Here is an 18,207-nt window from a genome sequence, read left to right on the forward strand (position 1 = left end):
CGAGGGATCAACCGCGCTCGGGCGGCACCGACGACAGTTCGAACGGACTGCTGCTGCGCCGCTGGTTGCGGTCTTCCCGCGGCGTGGCGCCGAAGAAGTTGCGGTAGGCGCTGGAGAAATGCGGCCCCGAGGAGAAACCGCACGACAGGCCGATCTGGATGATCGACTTGCTGGTCTGCATCAACATCTGCCGGGCCTTGTTCAGGCGCAGTTCCAGGTAGTACTGGCTCGGCACGCGGTTGAGGTATTGCTTGAAGATCCGCTCCAGCTGGCGACGGGACACGCACACATGCTGGGCGATTTCGTCGGTGGTCAGCGGCTCTTCGATGTTGGCTTCCATCAGCAGCACCGCCTGGGTGAGCTTCGGATGGCTGGAGCCAAGACGGTTCTGCAACGGAATCCGCTGACGCTCGCCGCCCTCGCGGATGCGCTCGACCACCAGTTCTTCGGAGACCGCACCGGCCAGTTCCGCACCGTGATCACGGGCCAGCACCGCCAGCAGCAAATCGAGTACCGACATGCCGCCGCACGCCGTCAGGCGATCGCGATCCCAATCGAACAAATGACTGGTGGCGATGACTTTCGGGAAGCGTTCGGCGAAATCGTCCTGCCAGCGCCAGTGCACCGCCGCGCGGTAGCCGTCGAGCAGACCGAGTTGCGCCAACGGATACACACCGGCCGACAGACCGCCGATCACACAACCGGCGCGCACCAGTTGCTTGAGCGCGCTGCTGAGCGCCGGCGCCAAAACCGTCGGTGGCTCATCAGCGAGCAGGAACAGTTTCTGAAAGTTTTCGAGCTTGCCGGCCCAGGGTTCGCCCGGCAGTTGCCATTCACCTTCGGTCGGTGCTTCGGCCTGCAGGAACGACAACTCGTAAACCACGTCCGGATGCACACGCTGGGCAACACGCAAGGCCTCCTCCGCCAGCGCCAAAGTCAGAGCTTTAGTGCTGGGCCAAATCAGGAAACCAATTCGATGGGCAGTCATGGCGGGCGATCCGAAACGTAAACAGAGGGAAAAACCGAAATCGGCTGCAACCAAATTAGACCATCTGGCGCGCTGCGCAGCATGACCTAATTTGGTGCATAACGGGAGCGATTACTTGAGGCTGCCCGAGAGGAATTGTTGCAAACGTTCCGATTGCGGATTGACCAGCACTTCACGCGGGTTGCCGCTTTCTTCGACGACGCCTTTGTGCAGGAACACCAGCTGGTTCGACACTTCACGGGCGAAGCCCATTTCGTGGGTCACCACCACCATGGTCCGGCCTTCCTGAGCGAGGGCCTGCATGACTTTCAGCACGTCGCCGACCAGTTCCGGATCGAGGGCCGAAGTCGGCTCGTCGAACAGCATCACTTCCGGTTCCATCGCCAGCGCACGAGCGATTGCCACACGCTGCTGTTCGCCACCGGACATGTGCCCCGGGAAAGCGTCCTTACGATGGGCCACGCCGACCTTGTTCAGGTAGTGCTCGGCTTTCTCGCGGGCTTCGGCCTTGGACACGCCCAGCACGTGAACCGGCGCTTCCATGATGTTTTCCAGCGCGGTCATGTGCGACCACAGGTTGAAGTGCTGGAACACCATCGACAGGCGCGAACGCATGCGTTGCAGCTGTTTCGGATCAGCGGCTTTCAGCGCGCCGTCCTTGTTCGCTACCAGCTTCAACTCTTCGTTGTTGAGCAGGATCTTGCCCGCGTGCGGCTGCTCGAGCAGGTTGATGCAGCGCAGGAAAGTACTTTTGCCGGAGCCACTGGAGCCGATGATGCTGATCACATCGCCGGCGGCCGCTTTCAGGGAAACGCCCTTGAGCACTTCGTGACTGCCATAGCGTTTATGCAGGTCTTGGACTTCAAGTTTGTACATGCGGTCGGTTCTCACAAAAACAGTCAGTCGTTGAGCAAAGGGCCGTCGCGCAGCGCATCGCGCCCCGCCACTTTGGCCAGCCAGAAACCGGGTTGGGCGTAACGCAGCCGCTCAATGGCAAACAGCACCCCGGACGTACCAGCACACACCGTGCTGACCCGATCCGACAGCGGATCGATCACTTCGAAAATCTTGTCACCGGCTTCAACCCACTCGCCGGGCTTGCGCAGAAAACTCACCACGCCGGGATGCGGCGGCAGGAGCAATTCAGTGCCCTCGAACGGCATGCCTTCGCACGGCTCGTGTGCCGCGCTCGGCCACTCGCCACGGATCAGGCCCTGCTCGGCCAGGAACGCCAGAATGCCTTCGGCCCAGGCTTCGGCCTGCGCCGGCGTGGTGTCAGCCTGACCGCCGAGTTCGACGGTGGTCGCCAGGCACGCCAGTGGAATCTGCGCGTCCGGGAACAGGCGCGACAGACGCAGCCACGGCAACGAGCAAGCCTCGTCGAACGAACTGCCGCCGGAATCTTCCGCCAGCAGGCCGACCTTCACATCCAGGTGCGCGGCGAGCGAACGCCACTGCGGCCAGTGTTGCGGCAAGGCGTACATGTGCAGCGCGGCTTCGCAGTCGCAATGCAAATCCAGCACCACATCGGCGGTGGCGGCATGTTGCAGCAGGATGCGCTGCATGCCTTGCAACTGGCTGCTGGCCTCGGGCAATGCGGCCAGGTGATCGGCCATTGCCTGACGGATCAGGCGGATGTTGGCGCGCGGATCATCACCGAGTTGTCCTTCCAGCCTGGCGGCCACGGGGGCGCTGAGCTCGACGAAATCACGGTTGAAATTCTTGCCGCTGCCGGCCTCGAAACGACCCTGATGGTTGCCTTGCAGCAACTGGCCAAGACCCAGCGGGTTGGCCACGGGCACCAGTTCGATGACGCCGTTGAGCAGGCCCTTGGCTTCGAGTTCGCCGAGGCGTTTTTTCAGTTCCCAGGCAGTGCGCATGCCGGGCAATTCGTCAGCGTGGAGGCTGGCCTGGATGTAGGCCTTGCGCTCACCGCTACCGAAGCGAAAGACCGAAATCCGGCGCTCGCTGCCCAGGTGGCTCCACGGCAGAACGTGGTCGATGCGTTCCATATCAGTGCTTCCTCGGGGCCAGGTAGCTCAGCCAGCGACGCTCGGCCAGCTTGAACAGGCGCACCAGAATGAAGGTCAGGCACAGGTAGAACACGCCGGCGGTGATGTACGCCTCGAACGGCAGGTAGAACTGCGCGTTGACAGTACGGGCCGCGCCGGTGATGTCGATCAGGGTCACAATGGACGCCAGACTGGTGGTCTGCAGCATCATGATCACTTCGTTGCTGTACTGCGGCAGCGCCCGGCGCAGGGCCGATGGCAGCAGGATGCGCTTGTACATCTTGAAGCGCGACATGCCCATGGCCTTGGCTGCTTCGATCTCGCCGTTCGGCGTGGCCTTCAGGCTGCCGGCGATGATTTCGGCGGTGTAGGCGCTGGTGTTGATCGCGAACGCCAGGCACGCACAGAACGTTGCGCTGGACAGCCACGGCCAGAGGAAGCTTTCACGCACGGCTTCGAACTGGGCCAGACCGTAGTAGATCAGGAACAGCTGAACCAGCATCGGCGTACCGCGAATCACGTAGGTGTAGAGCCAGGCTGCGCCGTTGACCACGGCGTTCTTGGACACACGCATCAGCCCCAGCGGCAGGGCCGCGAGCAGACCGAAGAACAGCGACAGCGCGAGCAACTTGAGGGTGGTGACCAGACCGCCGAGGTACAGCGGCAGGGCCTCCCAAATGACGTTGTAGTCGAAGATCATAGATCAGCCGCCCTTACGCCTACCGAGTAGCGCTTCTCAAGGTGACGCAGCGCCAGCAACGAGACACTGGTGATCACCAGGTACATCGCCGCCACTGCGAGGAAGAAGGTGAAAGGCTCGCGGGTGGCGTCGGCCGCCTGCTTGGCCTTGAACATCATGTCTTGCAGACCGACCACGGAAATCAGCGCGGTGGCCTTGGTCAACACCAGCCAGTTGTTGGTGAAGCCCGGGATCGCCAGACGGATCATCTGCGGCACCAGCACGCGGAAGAACACCTGGAAGCTGCTCATGCCGTACGCCATGCCGGCTTCGGCCTGACCTTTGGGGATCGCCATGAACGCGCCGCGGAAGGTTTCCGACAGGTACGCACCGAAGATGAAGCCGAGGGTGCCGATACCGGCGGCCAGCGGATTCAGGTCGATGTAGTCGTCATAGCCGAGCATCGGTGCGACGCGGTTGAGCAAGTCCTGACCGCCGTAGAAGATCAGCAGAATCAGCACAAGGTCGGGAATACCGCGAATCACCGTGGAATACAGATCGCCCAGCCACGCCAGCCAGCGCACCGGCGACAGGCGCAACGCGACGCCGATCAGCCCGAGAACGATGGCCAGGGCCATGGACGACAAGGCGAGCTGAAGCGTCAGCCAAGCGCCATCGAGGATGACAGCCCCGTAGCCTTTCAACATGATTCAGGTCCTCGAAAGTTGGGATGAAAAAATGGCGCAAACCGCAGAGATCCTGTTGCTTGCGCCATTTCGGACGGGTCGAGCGACGTCTTTACTTGCCGTAAATGTCGAAGTCGAAGTACTTGTCCTGGATTGCCTTGTACTTGCCGTTCTCGCGGATGGCCGCGATGGCGGTATTGATCTTGTCTTTCAGGGCGTCGCCCTTGCGTACCGCGATGCCTACGCCGTCGCCGAAGTATTTGACGTCGGTGAACGCCGGGCCCACGAACGCGAAGCCTTTGCCGGCGTCGGTTTTCAGGAAGCCGTCATTCAACAGCGTAGCGTCCGCCACGGTGCCGTCGAGGCGGCCGGCGGCCACGTCGAGGTAGATTTCGTTCTGCGAGCCATACGGCTTGATCTCGGCACCCAGCGGGGCCAGGACTTCGCGGGCGAAACGCTCGTGGATCGAACCACGCTGCACGCCGATGTTCTTGCCTTTCAGCTCAGCCAGACCTTCGCTGACCTGAGTGCCTTCCTTCATCACGAGGCGGGCCGGGGTGTTGTAGTACTTGTTGGTGAAGTCCACGGACTTCTTGCGGTCGTCAGTGATCGACATGGACGACAGGATCGCGTCGATCTTGCGCACTTTCAGTGCCGGGATCAGACCGTCGAACTCTTGCTCGACCCACTGGCACTTGACCTTCATTTCTTCGCACAGCGCGTTGCCGATGTCGTAGTCGAAACCGACGATGCTGCCGTCCGGCGCTTTGGAGGCGAATGGAGGGTAAGCCGCTTCGATACCGATTTTCAGAGGCTTTTCATCGGCGAATGTCGGCAGGGACAGCACGGACAGTGCCAGGGCGCCAAGCAGCACAAGTTTCTTCATCTTGGGACTCCATCGGTAAAGGGCAAAAACGGCAGAGTGAGCGACAGCCCAATATGCGAATGGGTGAAACAGAAAAGCGGTGCTGCATCCGTGGGAAATTTCCCATTGAAACCGTCAGCGATTTCAACACGAGCCACGACGAGCGAGTGATCGGCATTCTAACGACAGGCCCGAAGCCGATATTTCTTCAATGCGACAACTAATTACAGATGCACCGAGAAACCCGCTTGAGCACATTGACAGCCCTGCAATTTCATGCAAGAGCGAAAGGCAGTGAACCGATCTATGCTGCAAATTGCGGGCCTATTATTCGCAAACCCTTCTAATCCGGCAAGCGCGGGGTTGTGTCTTATTTTTCACCGGGGGTTTTGAGGCCCGAAAACGGGGCAATGCGTTTCCGGATGCCCCGTTGCGGAGCAGGCGGTTACACATTCAGTTACTTGAAGGCGAACGGGTAACAGTGGGAATGTTCTGACAAGTGAAACCGATAATTATTGGCTGGATGCCGATGAGGTAAGACAGCGGAACACTGCGGAGAATGACAGGCCGTCTTCGCGAGCAAGCCCGCTCCCACACTTGATCCGCGCCAAACACAATCCCAATGTGGGAGCGGGCTTGCTCGCGAAGAGGCCCACCCCGACGCTACAAAAACATCAGACACAAAAAAGCCCCACCCGGCGAAACCGGACAGGGCTTTCTGCACCTCAGACCCGCCGCTTACGCGACGTTCATGGTCTTGTGCGTATCGATCAGATGCTGCACCACTCCCGGATCGGCCAGGGTGGAGATGTCGCCCAGGCCTTCATACTCGGCGGTCGCGATCTTGCGCAGGATGCGGCGCATGATCTTGCCCGAACGGGTCTTCGGCAGCCCCGGCGCCCACTGGATCACGTCCGGCGAAGCGATCGGCCCGATCTCCTTGCGCACCCAGTTCTTCAGTTCCAGACGCAATTGCTCGCTCGGCTCTTCGCCGTTCTTCAGGGTGACGTAGACATAGATGCCCTGCCCCTTGATGTCGTGCGGCACACCGACCACCGCCGCTTCGGCGACTTTCGGGTGAGCGACCATCGCGCTTTCGATCTCGGCAGTCCCCATGCGGTGGCCGGACACGTTGAGCACGTCGTCCACGCGACCGGTGATCCAGTAGTAACCATCGGCATCGCGACGGGCGCCGTCACCGGTGAAGTACATACCACGGAAGGTCTTGAAGTAGGTGTCGACAAAACGGTCGTGGTCGCCATACAGGGTCCGTGCCTGACCTGGCCACGAGTCGAGAATCACCAGATTGCCTTCGGCCTCGCCCTCGATGATGTTGCCGAGGTTGTCCACCAGCGCCGGCACCACACCGAAGAACGGACGCGCGGCCGAACCCGGTTTCAGCGCATGGGCGCCCGGCAGCGGGCTCATCATGTTGCCGCCGGTTTCGGTCTGCCACCAGGTGTCGACGATCGGGCAACGGGACTTGCCGACGTTCTTGTAGTACCAGTCCCAGGCTTCCGGGTTGATCGGCTCGCCGACCGAACCGAGCAGACGCAGGCTGCTGCCGTCCGCGCCTTCAACAGCGGCGGTGCCGGAGGCCATCATCGCGCGGATCGCGGTCGGCGCGGTGTAGAGGATGTTGACCTTGTGCTTGTCGACGATCTTCGCCACCCGGGTGATGTCCGGATAGTTCGGCACGCCTTCGAACAGCAGCGTGGTCGCGCCGTTGGCCAGCGGGCCGTAGACAATGTAGGAGTGACCGGTGACCCAGCCGACGTCGGCGGTGCACCAGTAGATTTCGCCCGGACGGTAGTCGAACACGCGCTCGTGAGTCATGGCCGCGTACAACAGATAGCCGCCGGTGGTGTGCTGCACGCCCTTCGGCTTGCCGGTGGAGCCGGAGGTATAAAGGATGAACAGCGCTTCTTCGGCGCCCATCTCTTTCGGCGCGCAGACGGTGCCCGCCACTTTCATCAGGTCTTCGTACCAGATGTCGCGATGCTGGTTCCACTTGATGTCGCCGCCGGTGCGCTTGCACACGATGACTTTCTGGATGCTGCTGGTTTCCGGGTTGGTCAGGGCGTCGTCGACGTTGGCCTTGAGGGAAATCTTCTTGCCGGCACGGATGCCTTCGTCAGCGGTGATCACCACTTTCGAGCGGCAGTCGATGATGCGACCGGCGAGGGCTTCCGGCGAGAAACCGCCGAACACCACCGAGTGAATCGCGCCGATCCGGGTACAGGCCAGCATGGCGACCACGGCTTCGGGGATCATCGGCATATAAATGGTCACCACGTCGCCGCGGTGTACGTCCTGGCCACGCAGGGCGTTGGCGAGTTTGCACACTTGCTCGTGCAGTTCGCGGTAGGTGATGTTGCGGCTTTCGGAAGGATCGTCGCCTTCCCAGATGATGGCGACCTGATCGCCGCGCTCGGCCAGATGGCGGTCGAGGCAGTTGTAGGAAACGTTCAGGGTGCCGTCGGCAAACCACTTGATGTCGACATGGTGATCGTCGAACGAAGTCTGTTTCACCGTGGTGAAAGGCTTGATCCAGTCGAGGCGCTTGGCTTGTTCGCGCCAGAAGCCGTCAGGGTTGACGACCGACTGTTGGTACATGGCTTTGTAGGTCGCCTCGTCGGTCAGCGTATTGGCCAGAACCTCGGGACGAACGGGATACAGGGAAGCCGCACTCATCTTTCCTACCTCGGTGTAATAGTTGTTTTTGTATGACCCTGTTGTAGCCGGGGCGCCCGTATAGAACCATTCGACGATGGTAGTAACAAGCCCCTACAAAATGTGGCGATTGCCCCGAACCCCGTCGGCCACGGCCTTTCAGGCATTGGCCCGGGCCGGGATATTTTGGTTTTTGGGGGATTGTTACCAAATCTGCCAAAGGTGTTTATCAAAACCGGGTCTGTTTACCCCTGCCCCGCCTCCCTAAAATTCACCTCGCCGACAAGGCAAAGCGATTAACAAGGTTACAGCCCCCACGAAGGCCGTTAATCCAGTTCTGAAGTAACAAAGCAAAACGATGAAGTTCCACACGCAACCCCACAAAGGTTGCGTGACCCCACTCGACCTCAAGAAGGTAAATTTCAAATGAAAGCTTTATTGGTTCTGGCCCTCAGCAGTCTGTGCGCAACCGCCATGGCAGACGAGGTTCCGACTGATGTCGCACAGCAACAACCGGCTATCGAGGAATACACTTACTCCACTCACCTGGACATCGCCAAAGTTGTTTCCATGAGCGAAGTTCCGAATGTCTGCGAAGTTGTTCCGGCAAAAATGGAATACGACGACTCCAAGGGTCAGCGTCACATCCTGCGTTACAGCATCATGGGCAACGGCTGCACCAATTGATGAGTTGAGACTGCACCGAATCGGATCACTCAGCGCAACATCGAGGGTCGATTCCAGCCCGGCTTCGGTCGGGCTCAGTTGTGTTTGAAGCGGCGCAAAATGGTTGCAAAACACAAGATATAGTGAAAAACGCGGTTTTTTGCTCGTTTTTTGAGCAATCAATCACACGCCAAAAAATTAATGAAAAAATTTTCTCCGGGGCCAATCCCGGCGAAAGCCCTGTAAACCCTCGCTCCGATCGAAATCACCCCCTGCGCTCGACCGCCCTGCGCTGTTTCGCCCTCCCCCACGCCCGCGTTTTTTTCCCTATAATGCCGCCCAATCGGGTCAGCAATATTCCCTTACAGGGATCAAAGCCATTCTGAAGCCCCGCAGCAGCGACAACGCTGACCTGCGCCCGTCAGAGGCTCTCGGAAACCCGTAAAAATTTTCTGTTTATTGCCTGCGTAGCACCGCTGCAAAAAACGACATCCAACGCGGCCTGTACGGCCGTGTGAAAAACCAACCAATCAGTTTTCACACGGGCACAGGCCCTCACGCAGGAGACGACACGTCATGCTGAGCTGGGACGAATTCGACAAAGAAGACAGTGAAGTAGCAGCAGTGAAAGGCGCCAACGCCGGCCACGCTAGCGAAGCCAACATGGACCGCCTCGACAGCGCCGGCGGTGCCGCCGCCCTCGAAGCCCGCGCCGTGACCGCCGAAGACTCGGCTGCCGTGGCCCGCGCCAAGGCTGCACTGGATTCCCTCGACGTCGCCGAAGGCCTCGCCGAACTCGAAGGCTCCGCCGCCCGTGTCGCCGTTGACGAAAAGCGCATGATCAACTGCCGCGCCGACCTCAACCAGCTCGTGCCATTCAAGTACGACTGGGCCTGGCAGAAATACCTGGACGGCTGCGCAAACCACTGGATGCCGCAAGAAGTCAACATGACCGCCGACATCGCCCTCTGGAAAAACCCGGAAGGCCTGACCGACGACGAGCGCCGCATCGTGATGCGCAACCTCGGCTTCTTCTCCACCGCCGACTCCCTGGTGGCCAACAACCTGGCCCTGGCTGTGTACCGCCTGATCACCAACCCGGAATGCCGCCAGTACATCCTGCGCCAGGCATTCGAAGAAGCGATCCACACCCACGCCTACCAGTACTGCATCGAATCGCTGGGCATGGATGAAGGCGAGATCTTCAACATGTACCACGAGATCCCGTCGGTCGCGAAAAAAGCCGCCTGGGGCCTGAAATACACCCGCGCCATCTCCGACCCGGAATTCAACACCGGCACCGTCGAAACCGACAAAGAACTGCTGCGCAACCTGATCGCCTACTACTGCGTTCTGGAAGGCATCTTCTTCTACTGCGGCTTCACCCAGATCCTCTCCATGGGCCGCCGCAACAAAATGACCGGCGTCGCCGAGCAGTTCCAGTACATCCTGCGCGACGAATCCATGCACCTGAACTTCGGCATCGACGTGATCAACCAGATCAAAATCGAAAACCCACACCTGTGGGATGCCGAAATGAAGGAAGAAGCCTCGCAAATGATCCTGCAGGGCACTCAACTGGAAATCGAATACGCGCGCGACACCATGCCTCGCGGTGTGTTGGGTATGAACGCGGCGATGATGGAGGACTACCTGAAGTTCATCGCTAACCGTCGCCTGTCGCAGATCGGTTTGAAGGAAGAGTACCCAGGAACGACTAACCCGTTCCCTTGGATGAGCGAGATTATGGACTTGAAGAAAGAGAAGAATTTCTTTGAGACTCGTGTGATCGAATACCAAACTGGTGGTGCGCTTAGCTGGGACTAATGGTCTCGCTCGCCACGATTTGAAGCTTGAATCGAAATCAAAAAAACCTGACCTAGTCAGGTTTTTTTTGGTTCGAAATCAACCAAAGGCAATCGACCCGTCTAATCTAGACGCAAGGGAAAGGCAGAGCCTAACCCTTACGGTTGGGTCGATGGCATCGATTACTTAAGCCTGCCACCCCTATACACATTTTCCATCATTGATGGCAAAGTGCTGCAAAGGGCGGAGCACCCGGCTCAGAGCTGTACGTAAATATCGCCCCCCCCTTAGGAACTTGATTCATTAAGGAATAAAAGGACTTAAGATACTATGTGCATTTCATTTTCTTTAGATAACTTCTCTACTCGTCTAATCAATACCAAACAGAGCTCCCGCCAAAAATATTCTATTTTTTTTTAAGGGATTACTATGCAAAAAACAACCACACACTTTAGGCCTAAAGCTCGAATTATGGAGCTATTAGGAGAACAACTAATAAAAAACCATACACTTGCACTCTTTGAGATAGTCAAAAATTCTTATGACGCGGATGCTAGCGAGGTAAAATTAACACTACAAAATATCGACCAAGAAAATGGCATTATCGAGATTAGAGACGACGGATATGGAATGAGCTTTAAGACTGTCAAAGATGTCTGGATGGAGCCTGCACACGGACACAAACTCGAAAAACGCTTAGAAGGAAAACGGACCGGCAAGGGAAGATTACAAGTAGGAGAAAAGGGAGTTGGTCGGTTTGCCGTCCATAGGCTCGGCACCAAAATAACAATGGTAACAAAATCTGACAACACACCAGAAGTAGTAGTCAATATCGACTGGGAAGAATTTTCAAAATCAGATTATTTAGACCAAGCAGAAATCACTATTAGCGAACGCGAAGCGGAAACATTTGTTAATGGAGCAACTGGCACATATATAAAAATATCAAACTTAAAACAAAAATGGAGAAGAGGTGAAATACGAAAACTTTACCGCTCAGTAAAGTCTATGACACCCGCCCCCCTAACCCTTGAGAATCAGAATGGTGACTCAGAAAAACCCAAATATAAAGATGGTTTCGAGGTCACATTTAAAATTGAACCACCGAAGAACTGGCTGGATGACCTATTCGATCCCGAGCTAGCAGAAAGCCAAAGCTTATTCTGCTTCAGTTTTGAACTTTCAAACAAGGGATTGCACTACGATTACAAATTCACTCCATACGCTGCGATCAAGGCAGATTATCATGGAATTATTGATGATCGAGACTCTCCTATAACTTCAGAAAACTTCGAGTTTTTCCGTTTCAAATTTCCGGAGGATGGTCAAAACTGGAAAGAGAGAAATAAGCGCCCAACCCGGCCAAACCTGTACCAAACTATAGAAACCATTACTAATGGAGATAAAGATGAATTCAAAGAACCCTCCATCAAAAAAACGGGTCTAGGCATCGGAACACTTAAAGGGAAGATCATAGGTTTCGACTTCGACAAAGAGATCATGCGTTATATAAAAGATGAAAAAGGAGGACTTGAAGAATACGTCAAACAACAAGGTGGAATAAAAGTCTATAGGGACGGGCTTCGCGTTTACAATTATGGAGAGCCTGGAGATGACTGGTTAGGCTTGGACCATAGAAGAATTCAGGGACCAACTCGAAAATTTGGTAGCAAGCAAATCATTGGTGAAATCCATCTAGAACTTGAAGGAAGCCCTGAATTAAAAGAAAAAACAAACCGAGAGGGCTTCGTTGAGAATGATGCTTACAATGAACTTGTTTATGCAATGCTCTGTATAATCTCGCAATTCGAAGCAGAGAGAAACAAAGATAAGCGCAGACTCAAGGATGCATTGGCCACTGCACCAGGAAAGCAGAATAACTTAAATAATAAAAAAGGGGTCGAAGACCTTTTAAACGAACTTGAGCAGTCTGTATTAAAAAACACAGAACTGGACGCCCAGATTGGCGATCTTGTACGCGGGGTCGGTAAGAGCTACAGAGAAACCAGAGACGTTATGTTATCCGCCGCTGGCGCCGGTTTAGGATTAATTACTGTATTTCATGAATTAGAGAGAGGAGTCAAAGGCTTAAATGCCAGCATTCAAGATAAAGCTCCAATCGACCAACTACAGATGATGTCCAATGAGTTAGTTTCAATTTTACAAGGCGCCATGTATATGGTGAGCAACAAGAAGATGGAAGAAATCAATGCTTCCGACCTTGTAAAATACGCATTACTAACACAACAAAGACGCTTTAAACGGCATAACATCACTTTCCTAGACGGGTTCAAAAACTCCCCTCAACTAGATTTCAAAATCAAGGGTATGCGAAGAATGCTAACTTCCGCCTTGGTTAACGTGATAGACAATGCTATTTACTGGCTAGACGAAAACGAAGCAGAGCGCTATATCTGGATTTCACCAACAAAAGAATTAGAGTCCCCCGCAATCATAATTGCAGACAACGGTCCAGGATTCATAGACGGAGCGGCTGATATAATTCAACCTTTCCATACAAGAAAGCCTGCCGGCATGGGAATTGGCCTGTACTACACCGATTTGGTCATGAAATCTCACGCGGGTCGACTCGCCTTTCCTGAAAAACACTCAATTGAAACACCAAAAGTAATAACTGGCGCACAAGTAGGCCTAGTATTTAAGAAGGAAGAATAATATGACAAACATGGGGCACGCGCTGGTCGTAGATGACAAGCATCATGACGGAATGTTAATTTGCAACATTCTGCTTTCACAATTAATACCATGTTATTTTTTCCAATACGATGAAAAAAAACTAACTGAATATAACGAGACCAATCCTACAAAACTCAACGGAATACGCGTAGTTTTCCAAGACTTGGCTTTAACATCTGCTGGAGAACCCGGGAAAAATGATTATGATGCTGCGGTTACGACCATTGAATCAGTCGTATCTGAGAATAACGGCCCTTGGCTTTTAGTTACTTGGTCCACCTGGGCTGGTGCAGACAGCAAACTTGGAGAACGAAAAGCTGAAGAAATGTTCAATCACCTTCGGGACAACCTACCCGCAACTCAAAGGCCATATGCCTTTATTTCGCTAGACACCAAGCCACAATTTACAACACACGGAAAACATAGTGATGTTAAGCCAATCTCCGACATAGAACCACCCTTAATAAACGAATTAACACTACACATAAATGAAAAAACAAGCCAAAACCCCGCAACAAAAGCACTTCTATGCTGGGAATTTGAAGCAGTAAGAGCCATATCAGAAACAATATCAGAGATCACCAGCTTCATCCAACCAGGCAACTTATTTGACAGCGATCTAGGTAGTATACTTAGAGAAATGGCACTTGCTGATATAGGACAAAATATTGCACCCGACAACATAAAGAAAGGAATCAAAGAAGTTCTATCATCGATCTTGAGAGATAAAATTGGGGCTACAATTGAAGGCTTAGAATCTTTCAACAGTATAGATAAGGAACGGCATAACAGATTAGACAATTGGAAAGCCAAGACAAATAGAATCATCCATTTTGAAGAATCAAAAATATCGACGCCCCTGCCTCCGGGAAGCATTATAAATCTTTCAAGTGATAGAGGTATTCTCCCTATTGGAGAGACCAATGATATCGATTTCTGGAAGTTTTTACGCACTAATTTCATGCAACTATTGAAAGCTGAAAAAGCTCAAAAAGACCAAATAGCCGCAGCTTGCACATTGATTGCTTTAGACATTACGCCTCCCTGTGACCATGCGCAAAACAAGTCACCTTGGAGCAAATATATTCTTGGTATTAAGGTTCCAAAAACACATGTTCATTACTGTGATTCCACCAACAAGGAAACCAGAGGGAACAAACTGCTAGGCGAGTATTTAATAAAGCTACCAGAAATGATGAGCAGCCAACACGAGCACTATCACTTCATATTCAACTCTAGATTGACTTTTTCTTTAGACAGCAGCCAGGCAAACGAAAGATTCAAAGAAAAAGTTCTTGGCCGACTTCGCGAGCAAATTCTTTCCGACATTAACAGTTGGTTAATACGTCAAACTACGCGCCCCGGCATAGTTGAACTGCGATAATCACGGCCTCCTTACGGAGGCCTTTTATTATCATGCGGCACTTTTTCTGGATGCTGAAACTCTTAGGCTTTTAACTATAGCTTCCATTACGGGGGAGCATACTGCGTTCCCCATCAGCTTGACCTTTTCACGCCGAGTAACGCTTGGGAACTCATATGAATCAGGAAACCCCATAGCTCTTCGCAACTCTTCAGGCTGAAGCATTCGCATCAGATGACCATCTCCAGTTGCTTTAACATAAGCAAAACGATCAACAGTGGTAATTGTTCTAAGTGGTGCGTCCATTCGCTGCCAACCGCCACCACCGTCTGTGCCATAATAAACAATTAAGAAATCTTTATTCGGCCCTAACTCACTTATTGCGCGATCAGCACGTGCTAGAGTCTCTTTAGCCCTATTCGGTCGCCGTAGCGGAGTCATTTTATATTTGCCGGATCTATCTAAAACATCCCAAACATTTTTATACGACGTATTAATAGGTAACACTTCGTCTGGACTACCCATCAAGTCAGCAATCATAAACAGCCTTCGTCGTCGCTGAGCAACTCCAAAACATGAAGCATCTATTACCTGCTCACGCACGTTATATTTCAACTCAGTGAGTTCATTCATCAACTCACTGTAACGCCCCCAAGGCTTCATATGTACAACATTCTCCAAAGTAATCCACCGAGGCTTCATTACTTCAGCGTATCTAATAACTTGAAAAGCAGTATCTTTACTCTCTTCAGATCTTGGCTTACTTCCTCTAGCGCAGGTGTGGTGAGTGCATTCAGGAGAAGAAATTAGAAGATCAATGGGACCTGTCTTTTGCAATACCTGTTCTGGAGTGAGAATCCGAAGATCCTCTTGAAAGACATGAGCGTCGGGAAAGTTCAGCTTGAAAGACTCAACCGCCGGCCCCCACAGATCGACACCGCCAACGATTTTGGCACCGCCCTCTCGCGCACCGAGGCTACTACCTCCCGCACCACAGAACATGTCAAACGTACGAATCTGATCCATTTCAAAGCCTTTAAATTAATCTTCTAGCCAGGTTACCAGGTTCCCGGCACCATTCAACACTGATGGCACTAGGACACCACCATGACAGACAACCTGGTTTACTCTGTTGACGAGCTGTCAAGCTCAGATTTGATGATTGACGCCCGCTATGCCGGTAGCCGCAATGGCAATTCCAGCGATGATCCACTGACAAAGCTATTGAACCTTAGCAATCAAGGTGGCTTCAGGATTCGAGGAAAACGAAGTGACCCACGCCTCATTGCCCTGTTGTCGAGCATGGAGGACCTTGATTGGCCCGACGAACTGGACCTCTCGACGGGGGTATTTACCTATTACGGCGACAACAAGAAGCCCGGGCGTAAATTGGACGAAACCAATCGCTATGGCAACAATCTTTTGGAGCTAATTTTCGAGCGACAACACTCTGGCTCCCGGGCGGATATCCCACCTATTTTCGTTTTCACCAAAGCTGGGATCTATCGAGATGTGATTTTCAGAGGGCTTGCCGTCCCTGGTCGAATCGGAAGCACCCACAATGATGATTTGGTGGCCGTATGGCATGCCAGCAAGGGCCAGCGCTTTCAGAATTACAGGGCGACTTTCACAATTCTTGACCTACCTGAGATTTCAAGAGATTGGCTGACGGATATCATCAACGGCGTGCGTGCAAGTGATAGCGCGCACGCACCGCTGGAGTGGATGAAGTGGGTGCGATCCGGACAATACACACCTCTGATTGCCAAACGATCTCAGCCTATTCGCTCCAAAAAGGAACAACTGCCATCTTCGAAAGAAGACATGAAAATGCTTTCGATCCTACACAAGCATTTCGAGTCAGATCCGTACGCATTTGAAGCGTGCGCGGCGCATCTGGTAAGAGTCTGTTTGCCTCAGACAGTCGAGCTCGATCTGACGAGGCGCTATCGCGATGGTGGTCGAGACGGTACAGGTAAGCTCAGAATTGGAAGGCCTGAAACGTCGGTTTTAGTAGATTTTGCAATCGAGGCTAAATGCTACGGTATCGCTAACTCAGTGGGCGTCCGTGAGGTTTCCAGGCTTATTTCTCGCCTACGGCATCGGCAATTTGGAGTAATCATCACCACATCCTGGCTACACGACCAAGCCTACAAAGAAATCGTGGAAGACGGCCATCCTGTGATGATTCTTGCCGGAAGAGATATTGTTGAGCTTCTTCGCGAAACAGGGCTTCAGGACGGCAACGCAGTGATGAGATGGTTGAACATGAGTTTCCCTTTGACCGAGGTGTGAATGAGTGCAGACATAGTCTCCCCCGAGCATCGCTCGAAGATCATGTCCAAGATCAGAGGGAAGAACACCAAGCCAGAAATGGTGGTGCGCTCGCTATGTCACGAAATGGGGTTTCGCTTCCGTTTACATAGAAGAGATCTGCCGGGAACGCCTGATCTGGTCTTCCCGAAGCATGGTTTGTGTATGTTTGTTCACGGCTGCTTTTGGCACCGACACCCCGATTGCAAATACGCGTACATGCCTAAAAGCAGAGTGGATTTTTGGCAAAACAAGCTAGCAAAAAATGTCGAAAGAGATCTTAAAACCCAGCAAGCGCTAATCAATATGGGCTGGCGAGTTGTGACCATCTGGGAGTGCCACACAAAAAACAGAGATCTCCTACGCCTTGAAATCCAAAATGCATTCAAGCGTGATGCCTAAGGCCTACGACTCTTTTTGCATCAAAACATTTGTCGCTTCTGAAGGGTTGACCATGCTGGGTTGAGCCCATAGGCTCCCAGTTCGGCGCCTAAGAAACGCCACAACCAGAGCGGTCCTCCGCACCCGACAGTCATGCGGCTTTTTTCGTCTGCGGTTTCTCTACGCCTGCGAAAAGTCCCGTTATGTCGGGAGTGGGCGAATACAAGACCCGAAAGGGGAATATGTCCGGCCCGTCTCTGGTGGGTTTCTTAGCTCCCGACACCCTTAACGAATGCCCTAAGAAAGCAGCCAGAGGTAAATGGAAATGCCTGACTACTCAGCCTTCATGATGAAGGCGAATCGCTGTACCCGCCGTTTGAATCCCGTGCTCCCGACTCAGGAGGCACGTCATGTCTGAACCACTTCTTCCGACTCGTTTTACCCGCAACAAAACCCACCTGCATGCCCTTCTGGTGGAGAACCAGGCGTGGTTCTGCGTACATGAACTGGGGCGGTTGATGGGCAAATATCTGGATGAGCGACAACTGCGCAAACTCGATGCTGATCAGCGGCAGATGATGCGCGTTGAGACCTATGGCGAAGCCGGAGAACACTTGATGGTGAGCGAGTCAGGCGTATATGCGCTGCTGGTCTATCACTACTGCCCCGAGTATCGGCAGCTTCGCGAGTGGGTGACGCATCAGGTTGTACCCGCGCTGCGAGATGCCTGTCCGATGCGCTCGGTTGAGCGTCCGATACTGAGTGTTTTGAGCTGGCCCAAGATGTCGTTGAGCACGTTGCACTGGCAGGATGAGCCGTGGATTCGGTTGCGGGATATGCCGTGTTTGCTGGCGGAGGATCCGTTCAATCGTCAGGAATCCTGGTGGCGTAAAGCTTCACGAATGCTGCGTACTTACTGACATAAAAAACCGCTGCTTGAGTTTTCAAGCAGCGGTTTTTTATGGCCCGGAGTTCTTTGGAGGACAATCCTCGGCAGACTGGTTCTGCATCATTCTGAAAACAATCAGTGCAACCCACCCCACCTCCCGCTATTAATACCCCTCCCCCACTCAAGGAC

At 53.7% G+C, this 18,207-nt stretch carries 15 protein-coding genes; 7 read left to right on the plus strand and 8 right to left on the minus strand.

The annotated features are described in order from the left end of the window. Positions 1-7 precede the first annotated feature (7 nt). From argR to acs, 7 genes are all read right to left on the minus strand, one after another. Entirely contained in the window at positions 8-988 is a 981-nt protein-coding gene (gene argR, locus K5E37_RS26400; protein ID WP_221535552.1) for a transcriptional regulator ArgR, read from the minus strand. Positions 989-1,099: 111 nt separating this feature from the next. After that, complete coding sequence (locus tag K5E37_RS26405) at positions 1,100-1,864, minus strand: ABC transporter ATP-binding protein (protein WP_003227281.1); 765 nt, start codon at positions 1,862-1,864, stop codon at positions 1,100-1,102. 23 nt (positions 1,865-1,887) lie between these two features. Beyond that, positions 1,888-3,000 (minus strand): succinylglutamate desuccinylase/aspartoacylase family protein, encoded by a 1,113-nt coding sequence (locus tag K5E37_RS26410; protein WP_221535553.1) that lies wholly within the window; start codon positions 2,998-3,000, stop codon positions 1,888-1,890. Position 3,001: 1 nt separating this feature from the next. Then, positions 3,002-3,700 carry an ABC transporter permease gene (locus tag K5E37_RS26415; RefSeq protein ID WP_007951062.1) on the minus strand — a complete coding sequence of 233 codons (699 nt, stop codon included), beginning with the start codon at positions 3,698-3,700 and terminating at the stop codon, positions 3,002-3,004. Beyond that, positions 3,697-4,386 carry an ABC transporter permease gene (locus tag K5E37_RS26420; RefSeq protein ID WP_007951063.1) on the minus strand — a complete coding sequence of 230 codons (690 nt, stop codon included), beginning with the start codon at positions 4,384-4,386 and terminating at the stop codon, positions 3,697-3,699. Before K5E37_RS26420 ends, K5E37_RS26415 begins: the two co-directional genes overlap by 4 nt. A gap of 91 nt (positions 4,387-4,477) precedes the next feature. Further along, the gene (locus K5E37_RS26425; protein WP_011335541.1) at positions 4,478-5,251 is read right to left on the minus strand and encodes an ABC transporter substrate-binding protein; all 774 of its coding nucleotides are present in this window, start codon (positions 5,249-5,251) and stop codon (positions 4,478-4,480) included. A 717-nt stretch (positions 5,252-5,968) separates the two neighbouring features. Beyond that, a complete protein-coding gene (gene acs, locus K5E37_RS26430) occupies positions 5,969-7,924 on the minus strand; it encodes an acetate--CoA ligase (protein ID WP_007951065.1) in 1,956 nt (651 codons plus the stop codon). A gap of 405 nt (positions 7,925-8,329) precedes the next feature. Between acs and K5E37_RS26435 the strand changes: the two genes are divergently transcribed. The 4 genes from K5E37_RS26435 to K5E37_RS26450 all read left to right on the plus strand — a co-directional run bounded on the left by K5E37_RS26435 (position 8,330) and on the right by K5E37_RS26450 (position 14,456). Beyond that, positions 8,330-8,590 (plus strand): DUF2790 domain-containing protein, encoded by a 261-nt coding sequence (locus K5E37_RS26435; RefSeq protein WP_011335542.1) that lies wholly within the window; start codon positions 8,330-8,332, stop codon positions 8,588-8,590. Between the two features lie 555 nt (positions 8,591-9,145). Then, positions 9,146-10,396 (plus strand): ribonucleotide-diphosphate reductase subunit beta, encoded by a 1,251-nt coding sequence (locus tag K5E37_RS26440; RefSeq protein ID WP_007951068.1) that lies wholly within the window; start codon positions 9,146-9,148, stop codon positions 10,394-10,396. A 408-nt stretch (positions 10,397-10,804) separates the two neighbouring features. Next, positions 10,805-13,051 carry an ATP-binding protein gene (locus tag K5E37_RS26445; protein WP_221535554.1) on the plus strand — a complete coding sequence of 749 codons (2,247 nt, stop codon included), beginning with the start codon at positions 10,805-10,807 and terminating at the stop codon, positions 13,049-13,051. Between the two features lies 1 nt (position 13,052). Continuing rightward, positions 13,053-14,456: a hypothetical protein gene (locus tag K5E37_RS26450; protein WP_221535555.1), complete on the plus strand. Its 1,404-nt coding sequence runs from the start codon at positions 13,053-13,055 to the stop codon at positions 14,454-14,456. Between the two features lie 30 nt (positions 14,457-14,486). Here K5E37_RS26450 and K5E37_RS26455 read toward each other — a convergent pair whose 3' ends face one another. Beyond that, positions 14,487-15,461, minus strand: a complete 975-nt coding sequence (locus K5E37_RS26455) for a DNA cytosine methyltransferase (RefSeq protein ID WP_221535556.1) — start codon at positions 15,459-15,461, stop codon at positions 14,487-14,489. A gap of 81 nt (positions 15,462-15,542) precedes the next feature. Here K5E37_RS26455 and K5E37_RS26460 point away from each other — a divergent pair, with 81 nt between their 5' ends. The 3 genes from K5E37_RS26460 to K5E37_RS26470 all read left to right on the plus strand — a co-directional run bounded on the left by K5E37_RS26460 (position 15,543) and on the right by K5E37_RS26470 (position 18,049). Beyond that, positions 15,543-16,730, plus strand: a complete 1,188-nt coding sequence (locus tag K5E37_RS26460) for a restriction endonuclease (RefSeq protein WP_221535557.1) — start codon at positions 15,543-15,545, stop codon at positions 16,728-16,730. Next, complete coding sequence (locus tag K5E37_RS26465; protein ID WP_221535558.1) at positions 16,731-17,150, plus strand: very short patch repair endonuclease; 420 nt, start codon at positions 16,731-16,733, stop codon at positions 17,148-17,150. A 389-nt stretch (positions 17,151-17,539) separates the two neighbouring features. Continuing rightward, positions 17,540-18,049 carry a Bro-N domain-containing protein gene (locus K5E37_RS26470; RefSeq protein ID WP_221535559.1) on the plus strand — a complete coding sequence of 170 codons (510 nt, stop codon included), beginning with the start codon at positions 17,540-17,542 and terminating at the stop codon, positions 18,047-18,049. Positions 18,050-18,207 lie beyond the last annotated feature (158 nt).

Origin of the sequence: Pseudomonas sp. RIT778, assembly GCF_019718735.1 — a bacterium.
Classification (GTDB): Bacteria; Pseudomonadota; Gammaproteobacteria; order Pseudomonadales; family Pseudomonadaceae; genus Aquipseudomonas; species Aquipseudomonas aphyarum.